Source organism: Pseudonocardia sp. (assembly GCF_050250275.1).
Taxonomy (GTDB): Bacteria; Actinomycetota; Actinomycetes; order Mycobacteriales; family Pseudonocardiaceae; genus Pseudonocardia.
In genome coordinates this window covers 23,000-38,761 of record NZ_JBFWOY010000028.1, presented here as the reverse complement: position 1 = coordinate 38,761, position 15,762 = coordinate 23,000, and the positions used below count along the sequence as shown (strand labels likewise).

The following is a 15,762-nucleotide window of genomic DNA, read 5'->3' as shown; positions in this document are numbered from 1 at the left end:
CCGCCGGCACCCCGCGCCCGGCGCCGCCGCGGGACCCGCCGCCCCTGACCCCGCCCCGGCGCGACGGGCCGGCTCAGGCGTAACGCTGCTCGGCCGCCCGGACCTCGGGCAGGCCGACGAGGTCGGTGAACTCGTCGAACGTGGGGAGCCCGGCCAGCGCGTCGACCGGCGTGCCGTCCCGGCGCAGGGTCGCCAGCAGCGCACGGATGCCGGCCGTCGCCGCGAGCAGCGTGCCGATCGGGCAGAGCACGACGGAGAAGCCGAGCTCGGCGATGCGGTCCAGCCCTAGCGGCGGGGTCCGGCCGCCCTCGGCCCAGTTGAACAGCAGCGGGGCCGTCCCGCTGAGCGCGGACGCGATCCGCTCGATGTCGCCCTCGGTCGTCGGCGCCTCGACGAACAGCAGGTCCGCGCCCGCCTCCCGGAACGCGTGCGCGCGCTCGATCGCCGCGTCGACACCGTCGACGGCGACCGCGTCGGTGCGGGCGATGATCACCGTGTCGGGATCGCGGCGGGCGTCGACGGCGGCGCGGAGCTTGCCGAGCATCTCCGGCAACGGCACGACCTGCTTGCCGCTCATGTGCCCACACCTCTTGGGTGTCACCTGGTCCTCGAGCTGGATTCCCGCGACACCCGCCTGCTCGTAGAGCGTGACGGTGCGGTGCACGTTGAGCGCGTTGCCGTAGCCGGTGTCGGCGTCGGCGATCACCGGGACGTCGACGGCCGCGGCGATCCGCCGGGCGTTGTCGACCATCTCGGTTCCCGTGAGCAGGCCGACGTCGGGTCCGCCCAGCAGCGCGGCGGACGTGCCGAACCCCGTCATGTAGACGGCGTCGAAGCCGGCCTGGCCGACGAGCCGCGCGGACAGGGCGTCGTAGGCGCCGGGCACGACGAGGGGGCCGTCGGTGCGGGTTGCGGCCAGCAGGGCGCGGAGCCGGGCTGCGGGCCGCGGCGGACCGGCCGGGTCGGGAGCGGACACGGTGTCTCCTCGGGGTCGGTGGCAGAGCCGGACCCATTCTTGCATGCATTACAGGCAACAGACCGTAGACAAGGACCCTCGCAAGCCATACCTTGCACACAATCTGGCGACGAGAGGGGAACTGTGGGCCGCGCCGGCACATCCACATCGGCAGGTCGCGCCGCCGCGGCGGTGCGCGAGCTGATCCTGCGTGGGGACTTCGCCCCCGGCGACCGCCTCGGCGAGGCCGAGCTCGCCGAACGCCTCGGGGTGAGCCGCACGCCGATCCGTGAGGCACTGTCGCGACTGGCCGCCGAGGGCCTCGTCGAGACCACGCCCAACCGCGGCTCGCGGGTCACCAGCTGGACCGCCGAGGAGCTGGCCGACGTGTTCAACCTGCGGTTCACCATCGAGCCGCGGCTCACCAACCTGGCGGCAGCCGCGGCCACGACGGCCGAGATCGACGACCTCGCCGCGATGGCCGACCGGATGGTCGTCGTCGGCTCCCCCGGGCCCGGCCAGGACCTCGACTCGCTCGTCCCGCTCAACCGCGACTTCCACGAGCAGCTGGTGACGATCGCCGCCGCACCCGCGCTCGCCGTCGCCCTGGCCGGGGCCGTGCGCTCACCGATCGTGCTGCGCAACTTCCACACCTACGACGCCGCGTCGCTGCGTCGCAGCCTCGGCCACCACCTCGAGATCGTCGCCGCCATGCGCGCCGAGGACCCCGACTGGGCCGAGTCGATCATGGCCGCCCACATCCGCAACGCCCGGGCCGTCATGGTGCGCGCCGCCCGGGACGTCGCCGCACACGCCGCCCGACAACCACAGGAGGACACGCGATGACCTACCGACTCGGGGTCGACGTCGGGGGCACGTTCACCGACGTGCTGCTCGTCGACGAGCTCAGTGGCACGACCTGGCGGGCCAAGACCGCCTCCACCCCGTCCGACCAGGCCGTCGGCGTGCTGAACGGGATCGGCAAGGTGTGCGCCGAGGCCGGCATCGCACTGGCCGACGTCGGCCAGGTGCTGCACGGGACGACCGTCGCGACGAACGCGATCCTGGAGGGCAAGGGCGCGACCGTCGGGCTCGTCACCACACGCGGGTTCCGCCAGGTCCTGCAGATCGCCCGCTCGTACGTGCCCGGCGGGCTCGCCGGCTGGATCATCTGGCCCAAGCCGGAGCCGCTGGCCGCCCTGGAGAACACCGTCGAGGTCGACGAGCGCGTCGCCAGCGATGGCTCGGTCGTCCGCCCCCTCGACGAGGACGACGTCCGCGCCCGGCTCGCCTCGTTGCGGGGCAACGGGATCGAGGCCCTGGCCGTCTCGCTGATCAACTCCTTCGCCGACCCCACGCACGAGCGCCGGATCGCCGAGATCGCGGCCGAGGTGCTGCCGGGCGTGCCGGTGTCGCTGTCCAGCGACGTGCTGCCCGAGCTGCGCGAGTACGAGCGCACCGTCACCACGGTCGCCAACGGCTACGTCCAGCCGCAGGTCAAGCGCTACGTCGAGACACTCTCGGGCAAGCTGCGCGAGGGCGGCGTGGCCGGCGAGCTGGCCATCCTGCGCAGCGACGGCGGGCTCTCCTCGGCCGAGGCCGCCGAGTCCTCACCGGTCACCATGCTGCTGTCCGGACCGGCGGGCGGGGTCACCGGTGCGGTGTGGGTCGCCGAGCAGTGCGGCTACTCCGACCTCATCACCTTCGACATGGGCGGCACGTCGACCGACGTCGCGCTCGTCCAGGGGCTCGCGCCGCGGATCGGCCGCGAGACCAAGGTCGGCGACCTCACCGTCCGCGCGTCCAGCGTCGACGTGCGCACGGTCGGCGCGGGCGGCGGCTCCATCGCCCACGTCCCGCAGCTGACCAGGGCGCTGCGGGTCGGCCCGCAGTCCGCCGGCGCCGCGCCCGGCCCGGCCGCCTACGGCAAGGGCGGCACCGAGCCCACCGTCACCGACGCCAACGTCGTCCTCGGCTACCTGCCCGCCACGCTGGCCGGGGGCGAGATCACCCTCGACGTCGACGCCGCCCGCACCGCCGTCGGCACCGTCGCCGACGCCATGGGCCTGTCGGTGGAGGCCGCCGCCGCGGGCATCGTCGACATCGTCAACGAGAACATGCTCGGCGGTCTGCGGCTGGTCTCCGTGCAGCAGGGCTTCGACCCGCGCGACTTCGCGCTCGTCGCGTTCGGCGGCGCCGGCCCGTTGCACGCCAACGCGCTGGGCAAGCTCACCGGGGCCTGGCCGGTGATCGTGCCGCCGTCACCGGGCGTGCTGTGCGCGCTCGGCGACGCCACGACGTCCGCGCGCAGCGAGTCGGCCCGCACCGTCCTGCGCCGCTTCGGCGACCTCACCGCCGCCGACCTCGCCGCGATCCTGCGCGAGCTGGGTGGCGAGGCCGGGAAACGGCTCGCCGAGCAGGGCGTGCCCGATGCCGACCAGACCGTCGCCTACCAGGTGGACGTGCGCTACCACGGCCAGGGTTTCGAGATCCCGGTCGAGGTCACCGACCTCGGCGACGACGCGCTCACCGCCCTGGCCACGGCGTTCGACGCCGAGCACCAGCGGCTGTTCTCCTTCCTGCTCACCACCGACCACGAGCTCGTCAACGCGCGCGCCACGGTCTCGGGTCCGCGCCCCGGCGTCGCCGCGACCGAGCTGGCGGCGGCCGACGGCCCACCCACACCGATCGACACCCACCCGATCCACATCTCCGGCGCGACCGTCGACGCCCACGTCTACGACCGGGCCACGCTGCGGGCAGGCCACGTCGTCAGCGGGCCCGCGATCGTCACCGAGATGGACTCCACCACCCTCGTGCTGCCCGGCCACGACGCCACCGTGCACCCCTCGGGCAGCCTCTTGATCAACCCCGTGCGAGAGGGCTGAGCACACATGGCACGCATCGTCGAGACCGCCACCGGCACCGTCGAGAAGATCCCCGCCGACGCCGTCGACCCGATCACGCTCGACCTGATCGAGAACGGCCTGCGCAACGCCCGCTACGAGATGGACGAGGTGCTGTTCCGCACCGCCCTGTCCCCGGGCATCCGCGAACAGCACGACGAGTTCCCGCTGATCGCCGACCCCAGCGGCAAGATGGTCGTCGGCCAGTTCGGCCTGTCCATCCCCGACTTCCTCGACGGGTTCGACGACACCGTCGAGGAGGGCGACGTCCTGCTCACCTCCGACCCGTACGCGTGCGGCGCGGCGATCAGCCACGCCAACGACTGGCTGGTGGTGACGCCGGTCTTCCACGAGGGGCGCGTCGTGGGCTGGGCCTCGATGTTCGGGCACATGTCCGACGTCGGCGGCAAGACACCGTGCTCGATGCCCACCGACGCCCGCACCATCTACGAGGAGGGCGTGGTCATCCCGCCCTTCAAGCTGTACTCGAAGGGCGTCCTCAACGAGGACGCGCTGCGGATCATCCTCAACCAGGTCCGCATGCCCGACTGGAACCGCGCCGACCTCAACGGCCTCGTCGCGGCCTGCCGCACCGCGAGCCGCCGCGTCGTCGAGATGTGCGAGCGGTTCGGGACCGCGGTCTACCTGTCGGCGCTCGACGCCCTGCTGCAGCGCAACTACGACGCCATGAAGGTGCTGCTGGCCACGGTGTTCGAGGAGGGCCGGACGCTGTCGTTCACCGACTACATCTGCGACGACGGCGTCGGCTACGGCCCCTACGAGCTCACGCTCTCGCTGACCCGCCACGGGGACAAGGTGCACCTGGACTTCACCGGGTCCAGCCCGCAGGCCGCGGGCCCGGTGAACTACTACATCAACGAGAACCTCACCCGGATGTTCTTCGGCATCTACATGATCACGGTCGCCGACCCGCAGATCCTGTGGAACGACGGCTTCTACCCGCTCGTCGACGTCACCATCCCCGACGGCTCGTACTGGAAGCCCAAGCACCCGGCCTCGCTCAACGGCCGCAACCACGGCATCGGCCGGGTGTTCGACCTGTTCGGCGGCCTGCTCGGACAGACCAACCCGGCGCTGCTCAACGCCGCGGGCTTCTCCTCGTCGCCGCACTTCATGTACTCGGGGCACTACTCGACGGGCGAGCGCGCCGGCGAGTGGTTCCAGCTGTACTCCATCGGTTTCGGTGGCATCCCCGGCCGCCCCCTCGGCGACGGCCCCGACGGCCACTCGCTGTGGCCCAGCTTCGTCAACATCCCGTGCGAGTACCTGGAGTCCTACTACCCGCTGCGGATCGAGCGCTGGGAGACCGTCGCCGACACCGGCGGCGCCGGGCTGCACCGCGGCGGCAACGGCGTCGACGTCGCCTACGCGTTCGCCGAGCCCGGCACCATCGCCATCCACGACGACCGCTGGCTCACCTACCCGTGGGGGGTCAACGGCGGCACCCCCGGCGCCCGCGGCACCAAGTGGATCGACCGCGCCGACGGCACCCGCGAGGTGCTGCCCTCGAAGGTCCACGACGTCCCGGTGTTCCCCGGCGACGTGCTGCACTTCGTCACCTGGGGCGGCGGCGGATGGGGCGACCCGCTGGAGCGCGACCCCGCGCTGGTGGCGCTGGAGGTGCGCCGCGGGCTGGTGACCGCTACCGGTGCGCGCCGCTACGGCGTCGTGCTCGCCGACGACGGGACCGTCGACGCCGCCGCGACCGCCACCCTGCGCGACGAGCTGCGCGCGGGTCGGCCTGCGGAGCTGCCGGTCTTCGACATGGGCCCGCCCATCGAGGAGCTGCTGGAGCGCTGCGAGGCCGAGACCGGGCTCCCGGCGCCGAAGCGTCCGCAGTGGGCGACGGCGGACGCGCGGGCGTGACCGGGCCGCACGGCACCGCGTTCTCCGGCCGGGTCGGCTGGGGCACCTCGCCGGCGCTGGTCGTCGTCGACATGGTCCGGGCCTACACCGAGGCCGACGGCCCGTTCGCGCTGCCGGAGCCCGGTCCGGCGCTGGCGGCGTGTGCCGAGCTGGTCGAGGCGGCGCGCACCGGCGGGCGGCCGGTGGTGTGGACGCAGGTGCGCTACGCCGCGGACCTGTCCGACGGCGGCCTGTTCGTGCGCAAGGTGCCCGCGCTCGCCGCGTTCGCCGACGGCGCCGACGGCGACTGGGGCGCGATCGCCGCGCCGCTGTCGCCCGCGGCGGGCGAGGTGGTCGTGACGAAGCAGTACGCGTCGGCGTTCGCCGGCACCTCGGCGGCGGCGACCCTGCACGCCCGTCGCGCCGACACCGTCGTGGTGTGCGGCGTGTCGACGTCGGGGTGTGTGCGGGCCACGGCCACCGACGCGCTCACCCACGGGTTCGCCCCGATGGTGGTCGGCGCGGCGTGCGCCGACCGCACCGCGGCCCTGCACGCGGCGAACCTCGCCGACCTCGACGCGAAGTACGCCGACGTCGTCGAGGTCGCCGAGGCGGTGGCGCGGCTGCGCGGCCGCTGAGCGGACCGGCGGCCCCGGGCCGACCCGCGCGCGTCGCCCCGGGCGGTCTCACGACCTCCCGGGGCGACAACGGCGGGGTGTGCCCGGTCGGCCGGTCACCGCTCGGCGCGGGAGACCGACCACGTCACACCGACCACGTCACACCGCGATGACCGTCGGCACGATCATCGGGCGGCGGCGGTACGTCTCGCCCACCCACTTGCCGACGACCCGGCGCACCGCCTGCGCGATCCGGTGCGGGTCGGTGATGCCCTCGTTCTCGGTGCGCGACAGCTCGTCCTCGATCAACGGCAACACCACGTCGAGCGCCTTCGGGTCGTCGGAGAACCCGCGGCCCGACACGGTCGGCGGCGCCACCGCCCGGCCCGTGCGCGCGTCGACGGCGATGCTGATCTGGATGAACCCACCCTCGCCCAGGGTCAGCCGATCCGACAACGTGGACTCGCCGATGTCGCCGACCGACAACCCGTCGACGTACACCCGGCCCACCTCGACACGGCCCGCGATGGAGGCGATGCCGTCGACCAGGTCGACGACGACCCCGTTCTCGGCCAGCACCACGCGGTCCTCCGGCACCCCCGTCTGCACCGCGAGCCGGCGGTTCGCCCGCAGGTGCCGCCACTCGCCGTGCACCGGCATGACGTTCGACGGACGCACCGCGTTGTAGAGGAACAGCAGCTCACCGGCCGGGGAGTGCCCCGACACGTGCACCTTCGCGTTGCCCTGATGGATCACCGTCGCACCCAGGCGGGTCAGGCCGTTGATCACCCCGAAGACGGCGGTCTCGTTGCCCGGGATCAGCGAGCTGGCCAGAATGATCGTGTCCTCGGGGCGGATGCGCACCGAGCGGTGGTCACCGCGCGCCATGCGCGACAACGCCGACAGCGGCTCCCCCTGCGATCCCGTGGACACCAGCACGAGCTGGTCGTCGGGCAGCTGCATCGCGTCGTCGAGATCGACCAGCAGACCGTCGGGCACCTCCAGCAGGTCGAGCTCACCCGCGATGCCCATGTTGCGCACCATCGACCGGCCCACCAGGCACACCCGGCGCCCGTGCTTGGCCGCCGCATCCAGCACCTGCTGCACCCGGTGCACGTGCGAGGCGAAGCACGCCACGATGATCCGCGACGACGCCTGGTGGAAGACGCCCTCGATCACCGGGCCGATCTCGCGCTCGGGCGTCACGAACCCGGGGACGTCGGCGTTCGTGGAGTCGACCAGGAACATGTCGACACCCTCGTCGCCCAGCCGGGAGAACCCCGCCAGGTCGGTCAGCCGGTTGTCCAGCGGCAGCTGGTCGAGCTTGATGTCGCCGGTGTGCAGCAACAGCCCCGCGGGCGTGCGCACCGCGACGGCCAGCGCGTCGGGGATCGAGTGGTTCACCGCGAAGTACTCGCAGTCCCACTGACCGTGCCGCAACCGCGCGCCCTCCGCGACCTCCAGCAGGTGCGGCGTCAGCCGGTGCTCCTTGCACTTGGCCGCCACCAGCGCCAGCGTGAACCGCGAGCCCACCACCAGCAGGTCCGGCTTCTGCCGCAACAGGAACGGCACCGCCCCGATGTGATCCTCGTGGCCGTGGGTGAGCACCAGCGCGTCGATGTCGTCGAGGCGCTCCTCGATCGCGCGGAAGTCCGGCAGGATCAGGTCGACACCCGGCGAGTCCTCCGCGGGGAACAGCACCCCGCAGTCGACGACGAGCAGGCGCCCGCCGTACTCCAGGACCGTCATGTTGCGGCCGATCTCGCTGATGCCGCCCATGGCGAACACCCGCAGCCCACCCTCGGCCAGCGGGCCCGGCGGATGCATCGGCAACTCGGCCGTGTTCTCCACGTCCGGCGGCGGCGGCGCCGGACGGTCGCGGCGGTTCGAGCGGGAACGGCGGTCGGGCCGGCGGTCGGGCCGGGCAGGAGGACGCGTCACCGGTATGCAACCTCCGCGCCGAGATCGACGGTCGCCCGCGCGCCGAGCGCGCCGTAACCGCGGTGGCTCTGCTCGCCCACCGACTCCGGGTCGAGCGCGATCCCCGCCGCCGTCAGGTCGACGACGATCGCCGCGACCTGCTCGTCGGTGGCCGGGGGCAGCGGCAGCCGCGGATCGCCGACGTCGATACCCCGCAGCTTCAGCGCCGTCTTCGCGAACACCACCCCGCCGACGCGGCCCATCGCCCGGATCACCGGCAGCGTCGCGTAGTGCAACGCCCGGGCCCGGTCGTGGGCACCGGCCTCGTAGGCATCCAGCATCGCGCGCAACCGGTCGGCGACCACGTGTCCGATCACCGACACGAAGCCCACCGCCCCCACCGACAGCCACGGCAGGTTCACCGGGTCGTCGCCGGAGTAGTAGGCCAACGTCGTCGTGGCCAGCACCTCGGTACCGACGCGCAGGTCGTTGCGGGCGTCCTTCACCGCCACGATCCGCGGGTGCTCCGACAGCTTCTGCAGCGTCTCCAGCTCGATCGGGATGACGCTGCGGGGCGGGATGTCGTAGAGCATCACGGGCAGCTCGGTGGCGTCCGCGACCGTCGTGAAGTGCGCGATCAGCCCCGACTGCGGCGGCCGCGAGTAGTACGGCGTCACCACCAGGAGACCGTGCGCGCCCGCCTTCTCCGCATCCCGGGCCAGCTGCACGCTGTGCCGGGTGTCGTAGGTCCCCGCACCCGCGACGACGACCGCCCGGTCGCCCACCGCGCTCACCACCGCACGGACCAGCTCCGACTTCTCCTCGTCCGACGTGGTCGGTCCCTCACCGGTCGTCCCGTTGACCACCAGGCCGTCGTTGCCCAGGTCGACGAGGTGCGACGCCAGCTCCTCGGCTTTCCCCAGGTCCAACGCCCCGTCGGAGTCGAACGGGGTGAGCATGGCTGTCAGCACCTGGCCGAACGGGCGGCCCGGTGGCCGCGACGGAGCTGGGGTCATGGGTCATGACCGTACCTGCGTGCGTGCAGATCCGGGCCGCCGACCGGCTCCGTGCGCCGCCGGTCACAGCAGCGCCGTCCTCACAGTCCCCTGCCGGACTTCCGGTAGCCGTCCAGGTCGGCCGCCGCACCCTCCAGCTCGACGCGGCACGCCTCCCGGCCGAACGCGTGCAGCACGAGCTCCGCCGGCTCGCCGACGATCGTCACCATCCCGGGGCCCGTCCGCACCACCTGCACGGCGCCGTCCGCCCCGCGCACCACCACACCCACCGGGCTGCGCCGGAACAGCAACCGGCCCATCCGGCCCAGCAACGTCCACAACGCCGCATCGCGCGCCTCGTCCGGGGGCCGCGGCTCCCAACCCGGCTCGCCCCGGCGCACGTCCTCGTGGTGGACGAAGAACTCCGCGCCGTTCGCGAACTCGTCGACCTTCCCCACCCGGTAGGGCGACCACGCAGGCGGGCCCTCACGCAGGTCCGAGATCATCTCCTGCCACGGTGTGTCGGCGTACCCGTTCATCGCCCGGTCCGTGATCGGTGCCAGCGCCGACACCAGGATCCCGGGCGCCGCCCACGGCTGCCGCTCCCGCACCAGCAGGTGCGCCAACAGGTCACGTGTCGTCCAGCCCTCGCACAACGTCGGCCGGTCCGGGCCCGACCGGTCCAGTTCGTCGCACAATGCTGCTCGTTCGGTGGTCGCGAGGCTCACGAGCACCGAACCTAGCCGCCCACGGCCCGTCGCACCGCCCGGGCTGATGTCGGGTGGTCCGCATGGACGACGCCACCCCTGCCTCCGGGCTCGACGGGCAGCGTCCCATCGCCGCGCGGGTCTGCGACACGCCACGCGGTCTGCCGGGTCACCACCGCACCTGCAGCCCCGGCGTCGACGGGAGAACCCTCGCGACGACCGGCGGGGCCGGGCGCGCGCCGACGGGACCCGGCCCGGGGCCGAGCCGGTGCCGGGCCGCGGTCAGCCCTCGGTGACGAAGGGGCTCGAGGCGATCTCGGAGCCGTCGTCGAGCTTCTGGATCTCGAAGTCGTTGAACACGTTGGGGACCTCGCGCTGCAGCTGGCGCAGGCACTCGACGGCCAGCTCGCGGATCTCGACGTCGGCGTGCTCGGAGGCGCGCATGGCGACGAAGTGCCGCCAGGCGCGGTAGTTGCCGGTGACGACGATGCGGGTCTCGGTGGCGTTGGGCAGGATCGAGCGGGCGGCCTGCCGGGCCTGCTTGCGTCGCAGCGTGGCGTTGGGGACGTCGGCGAAACGCTTCTCCAGGCCCGCGAGCAGGTCGGTGTAGGCCTGGACGGCGTCCTGCGCGGCCTTCTCGAACATGGCGTGCAGCTCGGGGTCGTCGCTGATCGCATCGGGCTCGACCATCGCGGCGTCGCGCTCGGGCACGTAGCGCTGCGAGAGCTGCGAGTAGGAGAAGTGGCGGTGCCGGATCAGCTCGTGGGTGAGCGACCGGGAGATGCCGGTGAGGTAGAAGCTGACGGTGCCGTGCTCGAGCACCGACAGGTGACCGACCTCGAGGATGTGCCGCAGGTAGCCCGCGTTGGTGGCGGTGGCGGGGTTGGGCTTGGCCCACGACTGGTAGCAGGCGCGTCCGGCGAACTCGGCGAGCGCCTGCCCGCCGTCGGCATCGGTACTCCACGGGACGTCGGACGGCGGGAGGAACTCCGTCTTCGCGACGAGCTGGACGCCCAGGCGCACGATTTCCGGCATGACGGAAGCCTAACCGGGCCCACCGGCACCCCGGTCGACGCCCCGGGGACGTTCCGCCGGTCCCGCACGTTGCCGCAGGAGGAGTCGCTGCAGTCATGATTGTGTTGCAGTGACGCCATGATGACGCCATAGTGGTGTCATGGATGTCAGTCAGTACGTAGCGCAGCTGCGGGAGGACCTGTCCTCCGCCGCGGCCGCCGGCGACGAGCAGACCCGGCGCACCGCCGCCCTGCTCGGCGCGGCGATCGAGCCGGCCGCTCGGCTGGCCGTCATGAACGCCCTGTCCGACCTGGCCGCCGAGGTCACCGCGTCGCTGGGCGACCGGGTCGTCGAGGTGCGCCTCGACGGCCGCGACGTGCGCGTCGTCGTCACCGGCGACGACGACCACGCCCACGAGCCGGAGCCCGAGCCCGCCCCGTCGATGCCGCCGCTCGGCGGCGACGCGGGCGACATCAGCCGCATCACGCTGCGGCTCGTCGAGCAGATCAAGGGCCAGGCCGAGCAGGCCGCGGCGGCACAGGGCGTCTCGCTCAACTCCTGGGTGGCCCAGGCGGTGCAGGGTGCGCTGTCGGGCCGCAACGACTGGGGCCGCGGGAACTGGGACCGGGGCGGCTGGGACCGGGGCGACCGCGGCGATCGCGGGGGGCGTGGCCGAGGCGGCCGCCCCGACGACGGGCGCCGCGTCCGCGGCTGGGTGCAGGGGTGACGACGATGAGTGACGAGAACGAGACCCCCGACCTCACGAAGAACGCACCGGAGACCGACGCGCAGCAGCTCAGCCGTGCCGAGCACTGGCCCGCGGCCGGTCCCGCCGAGCTGGAGCTGACCGTCGACATCGGTTCCGTCCGGGTCGAGCTGTCCGACACCGACCAGGTGTGGGTCGAGGTCCGGCACGAGCCACAGGCCGGCAACACCTGGACCAACGGCATCGCGGGCCTGGTCAACTGGATCGGCACGGCGACCAGCCGTGGCGGGTTCGACCGGATGCAGGGCGGTTTCCCCGCAGGCGTGCCGCCGTTCGACGGCGGCACCGAGGAGCTGGCCGCCCAGGCGGTGGCGGCGACCGAGATCCGCTGGTCGGAGACGTCACGCCGGCTGGTGGTGCGCTCCCCGCAGGACATGCCGCTGCGGATGATCCCGCTCGCGGTGACGGTGCGGGCGCCGGTGGCGTCGCGGCACGCCGTCCGGACGGGCGCGGGTGACGTCTCCGTGACCGGCCGGGCCGGCTGGGGCGCGGTACGCACCGGGTCCGGCGACGTCCGGCTGGAGGAGACCGGCGGCGACGTCGACGTCACCACCGGGTCCGGCGACGTCGACCTGGGGCCCGTCGCGGGGCGGGCGAAGGTGCGGACCGGGTCGGGTCGCATCACGGTCGCGTCGCTGGGCGGGCCGAGCCAGGTCAAGTCGGGCAGCGGCGACGTCGAGCTCGGCGAGGTGACGGGCGACCTGGGTGTCCGCACCGGCTCGGGCGAGGTCCGCGTCGCCGACGCGGTGGCGGGGTCGCTCGACCTGACCACGGGGTCGGGCGGCATGCGGATCGGCGTGCACTCCGGTGTCGCGGCCGAGCTGGACCTGTCGTCGGGGACGGGGCGGGCGCACAGCGAGCTGGAGGTCGGCGGGGTGGCCCCGCAGCAGGCCCCGGCGCTGCGCATCCACGGCCGGGCCGGGACGGGTGACGTCGTGGTGACACGCGCGGCGGCCGCCACGGTCTGACCGCGAGGAGGACACCGCCGGGTGGGGGACCCGGCTCACCGGTGGGAACCCGGTCGCTCTCGGGGGAGCAGCGGCCGGGTTCTCGCACGTCCGCGGCCGTCGGGGGCGGTCACCGCGCGGCGCGGACCTCCCGGTCGAGTGCCGGCGCCAGCCCACCCCGCTCCCCCACGTCGAGGTCGGTGAGGCCCAGCCAGTCGGCCATGACCCGCAGCTCGGCGGCGAGCTCGGCGGCGACCCGGGTCTCGTCGACGCCCTCCTCGACGAAGGCGCCCTTGACCCGCAACGTCGCGGTGGCCCGGTCGGACTTGAGGTCGACGCGCGCCACCAGCTGCCCGTCGAGCAGGAACGGGAAGACGTAGTAGCCGTACTCCCGTTCGGGCTCGGGCACGTAGATCTCGATCCGGTAGCGGAACCCGAAGATGCGTTCGGCGCGGGCGCGTTCCCAGATCAGCGGGTCGAACGGGCAGAGCAACGCGCGCCCGGTGACCTGCCGCGGCGCCCGCGCGGCCGGGTCGCGGAAGGCGGGCCGCTTCCAGCCGCGGACGCCGACGCGCTCGACCTCGCCGGCCTCGACGAGCTCGGCGAGGGCGCGGCTGTTGCGGGCGGGGCCGAGCCGGTAGTAGTCGCGCAGCTCCGGTTCGGTGGCGATGCCGAGGGCGGCGACGGCCTTGCGCACGAGCCGGCGCGCCGCCTCGTCCTCCGGCACGGGGGGCGCGCCGAGGACCGCTGCGGGCAGGACGCGTTCGGGCAGGTCGTAGAGGCGCCGGAAGTGGACGCGGGTACCGGTGGTGAGCTCGCCGACGCCGAAGAGGTACTCGCAGATGCGTTTGACGTCGGACCGTTCCCACCAGGTCGCACCGGGCGGGCGCGGCGTGGACCGGCCACGGAGCGCGTTCTCCAGCGTGCCCGCGCCGACCGCGCCGAGCTCCTTGACGGCGGCGAGCACGTCGGCGACCAGCTGCGGTTCGCGTTCGACGAGCGGGCCGTAGTGCCTCCACCAGCTGCGGCGTTTGGCACCCGAGAGCAGCAGCGGCCAGTCCTCGACGGGCAGCAGGCACGCCTCGTGCGCCCAGTACTCGGCGAGCAACCGTGGGCGCCGCGAGGAGTGCGACCAGGCCGCGTCGTCGACCAGTTCGCGCGGGTAGGCGCCGAGGCGCGCGAACAGCGGCATGTAGTGCGCGCGGACGGCCACGTTGACCGAGTCGAGCTGCAGCAGGTGCAGCCGGCCGAGGACGCGCTGCAGGTGCCGCCGCGTCACCGGGCCGGTGGGGCGCCCGTCGGCGAACCCCTGGGCGGCGAGCACGGTGCGGCGCGCGACGTCGGCACCGATCTCACGTGTTCTCTCGACCACGCCCGCATGTTGCCACCCGCCACCGACAGGAACCGGCGGCCTCAGGTCGGCGGCGGCGCCTCCACGGGGGGTCTGCGTTCCGCGGCGACGACGAGCACGACCGCCGCGACGACAATCAGCCCGCCGACGACCTGCAGCGGGCTGAACCGCTCCCCCGCGACGACGACGCCGAGCAGCACCGCGATGACGGGGTTGACGTAGGCGTAGGTGGCGACCGTCGACACCGGGAGGCGGTCGAGTGTGTAGGCGAACGCGCTGAAACCGAGGCAGGACGCGATCAGCGCCATATACGCCCAGGCCCACCAGGTGGCGGCCGGGAGTGAGCCGACGTCGAGGCGGTCCCCCTTGCCGAACCCGACGGTCAGCAGGATCAGACCACCGATCGTCATCTGGACGGCGACGAGGGTGAGCGGGTTGGTCGGCGTGGCCATCTTCGTCGCCGAGAAGGTGCCGACGGCCCAGCCGAGCCCCGCGAGGAGCACGACCCAGGGCCCCCACCAGGCGTTGCCGGACGTGCCCGCGGACCCCGCCGACGACCCGGCCAGCAGCAGCACCGCCAGCCCGACGATGCCGATGGCGACGCCGAGGAACGTCGCGGGCCGGGGCTTGTCGCCGGTCATCCTGCGCAGCAGCACGATCCACAGCGGTACCGACGCGATCAGCAGCGCCGCGAGCCCCGACGACACGTTCTGCTGGCCGAGCGTGACCAGCCCGTTGCCCCACGCCGGCAGCAGCAGGCCGGTGAGCGCGCACGTGAGGAACTGGGCCCGGGTCAGGCGGAAAGCGGACGGCCCGCGCCACACCAGCAGCAGCACGGTCATGGCGACGCCGCCGACGAGGAACCGGAAACCGCCCGTGAGCAGGGGCGGGACGTGGACGATGACGATCTTGTTGCCGAGGTAGGTCGATCCCCACACGACGTAGACGACGACCATCGCGATCCACGCGGCACCGGGCCGGTCGCCACGCCGTGCCGTCGCGGGATCGGCCTCGACGCTGCTCACCGGTCGGACGTTGCCATAGCGAAGCAGTCCGGCGCGAGGCCGGTACCGGTGACCCCGGCCTCATCGGGCCCGGCGGGCCCGGGTATTCATGCGCCATGGCCATCGCCGCGGTCCGCTCCGCACAGCTCTCCGACGTCGACGAGATCGTCAGGATCCAGTCGGTGACGTGGCAGGCCGCGTACGCGGGCCTGGTACCCGACGGGGCGCTGGCGCAGCTGACCGGTCCGGAGGCGCGGCAGGCGTGGACGGACGCGGTCGCGGCGGCGGCGGCGGCCGACGAGAAGCCCGCCGGCTCGCCGGGTGACAACACCTTCCACGTGCTGGTCGCCACCGAGGGCGAGTGGACGGTCGGGTTCTGCGCCGCGGCCGGCTACCGCGGTGAGGGCGGCGTGATCGCCGAGGTCAGCACGCTGCTCGTGGAGCCGCGATGGGGGCGGCGCGGGCATGGCGGCCGGCTGCTGGCGCACGCGGCGAAGGCGTTGCGCGACAGCGGTGCCGACCACGGGCGGGCGTGGGTCCCGGAGTCGGACGCCGCGTCGCTGCGCTTCTACACGACCGCCCGCTGGGCTCCCGACGGCGCGGTCCGCACCCTCGACACCGGTGCCGGCTCGATCCGCGAGGTCCGCGTCGCCGGCCCCCTGGACCTGGCCCTGAGCGGCGAGGCGGGTGCCGAGGTGGTCGGCCCGTAGCCGG

At 73.6% G+C, this 15,762-nt stretch carries 14 protein-coding genes; 7 read left to right on the top strand and 7 right to left on the bottom strand.

The window, feature by feature from the left end:
* Window positions 1-73: 73 nt before the first annotated feature.
* Window positions 74-976 (bottom strand): isocitrate lyase/PEP mutase family protein, encoded by a 903-nt coding sequence (locus AB7F12_RS23120; protein ID WP_428499069.1) that lies wholly within the window; start codon window positions 974-976, stop codon window positions 74-76.
* A 123-nt stretch (window positions 977-1,099) separates the two neighbouring features.
* Here AB7F12_RS23120 and AB7F12_RS23115 point away from each other — a divergent pair, with 123 nt between their 5' ends.
* Genes AB7F12_RS23115 through AB7F12_RS23100 form a run of 4 tightly spaced genes read left to right on the top strand, consistent with a single transcriptional unit; the run spans window position 1,100 to window position 6,365 of the window.
* Complete coding sequence (locus AB7F12_RS23115) at window positions 1,100-1,801, top strand: GntR family transcriptional regulator (protein WP_428499070.1); 702 nt, start codon at window positions 1,100-1,102, stop codon at window positions 1,799-1,801.
* Window positions 1,798-3,843, top strand: coding sequence for a hydantoinase/oxoprolinase family protein (locus tag AB7F12_RS23110; protein ID WP_428516852.1), 2,046 nt, complete (start codon window positions 1,798-1,800; stop codon window positions 3,841-3,843). Before AB7F12_RS23115 ends, AB7F12_RS23110 begins: the two co-directional genes overlap by 4 nt.
* A 6-nt stretch (window positions 3,844-3,849) precedes the next feature.
* Window positions 3,850-5,748 (top strand): hydantoinase B/oxoprolinase family protein, encoded by a 1,899-nt coding sequence (locus tag AB7F12_RS23105; protein WP_428500849.1) that lies wholly within the window; start codon window positions 3,850-3,852, stop codon window positions 5,746-5,748.
* The gene (locus AB7F12_RS23100; protein WP_428500848.1) at window positions 5,745-6,365 is read left to right on the top strand and encodes an isochorismatase family protein; all 621 of its coding nucleotides are present in this window, start codon (window positions 5,745-5,747) and stop codon (window positions 6,363-6,365) included. The genes AB7F12_RS23105 and AB7F12_RS23100 overlap by 4 nt, the downstream gene beginning before the upstream one ends.
* 138 nt (window positions 6,366-6,503) lie before the next feature.
* Here AB7F12_RS23100 and AB7F12_RS23095 read toward each other — a convergent pair whose 3' ends face one another.
* From AB7F12_RS23095 to thyX, 4 genes are all read right to left on the bottom strand, one after another.
* Window positions 6,504-8,171 (bottom strand): ribonuclease J, encoded by a 1,668-nt coding sequence (locus AB7F12_RS23095; protein WP_428500851.1) that lies wholly within the window; start codon window positions 8,169-8,171, stop codon window positions 6,504-6,506.
* Window positions 8,172-8,281: 110 nt separating this feature from the next.
* Complete coding sequence (dapA, locus tag AB7F12_RS23090; protein WP_428500847.1) at window positions 8,282-9,280, bottom strand: 4-hydroxy-tetrahydrodipicolinate synthase; 999 nt, start codon at window positions 9,278-9,280, stop codon at window positions 8,282-8,284.
* An 80-nt stretch (window positions 9,281-9,360) separates the two neighbouring features.
* On the bottom strand, window positions 9,361-9,987 hold the full coding sequence (locus tag AB7F12_RS23085; RefSeq protein WP_428500846.1) for a TIGR03085 family metal-binding protein: 627 nt from the start codon (window positions 9,985-9,987) through the stop codon (window positions 9,361-9,363).
* Window positions 9,988-10,248: 261 nt separating this feature from the next.
* Entirely contained in the window at window positions 10,249-11,001 is a 753-nt protein-coding gene (thyX, locus tag AB7F12_RS23080; RefSeq protein WP_428500845.1) for an FAD-dependent thymidylate synthase, read from the bottom strand.
* Window positions 11,002-11,140: 139 nt separating this feature from the next.
* On the opposite strand from thyX, the gene AB7F12_RS23075 reads away from it, so the two are divergent.
* Together AB7F12_RS23075 and AB7F12_RS23070 are read left to right on the top strand one after the other, a co-directional pair.
* Window positions 11,141-11,707, top strand: a complete 567-nt coding sequence (locus AB7F12_RS23075; protein WP_428500844.1) for a toxin-antitoxin system HicB family antitoxin — start codon at window positions 11,141-11,143, stop codon at window positions 11,705-11,707.
* A 5-nt stretch (window positions 11,708-11,712) separates the two neighbouring features.
* Complete coding sequence (locus AB7F12_RS23070; RefSeq protein ID WP_428500843.1) at window positions 11,713-12,714, top strand: DUF4097 family beta strand repeat-containing protein; 1,002 nt, start codon at window positions 11,713-11,715, stop codon at window positions 12,712-12,714.
* A 109-nt stretch (window positions 12,715-12,823) separates the two neighbouring features.
* On the opposite strand, the gene AB7F12_RS23065 is transcribed toward AB7F12_RS23070, so the two are convergent.
* Together AB7F12_RS23065 and AB7F12_RS23060 are read right to left on the bottom strand one after the other, a co-directional pair.
* A complete protein-coding gene (locus AB7F12_RS23065; RefSeq protein ID WP_428500842.1) occupies window positions 12,824-14,065 on the bottom strand; it encodes a winged helix-turn-helix domain-containing protein in 1,242 nt (413 codons plus the stop codon).
* A 41-nt stretch (window positions 14,066-14,106) separates the two neighbouring features.
* Entirely contained in the window at window positions 14,107-15,069 is a 963-nt protein-coding gene (locus AB7F12_RS23060) for an EamA family transporter (RefSeq protein WP_428500841.1), read from the bottom strand.
* A gap of 95 nt (window positions 15,070-15,164) precedes the next feature.
* Between AB7F12_RS23060 and AB7F12_RS23055 the strand changes: the two genes are divergently transcribed.
* Complete coding sequence (locus tag AB7F12_RS23055) at window positions 15,165-15,758, top strand: N-acetyltransferase family protein (RefSeq protein ID WP_428500840.1); 594 nt, start codon at window positions 15,165-15,167, stop codon at window positions 15,756-15,758.
* Window positions 15,759-15,762: the final 4 nt, after the last annotated feature.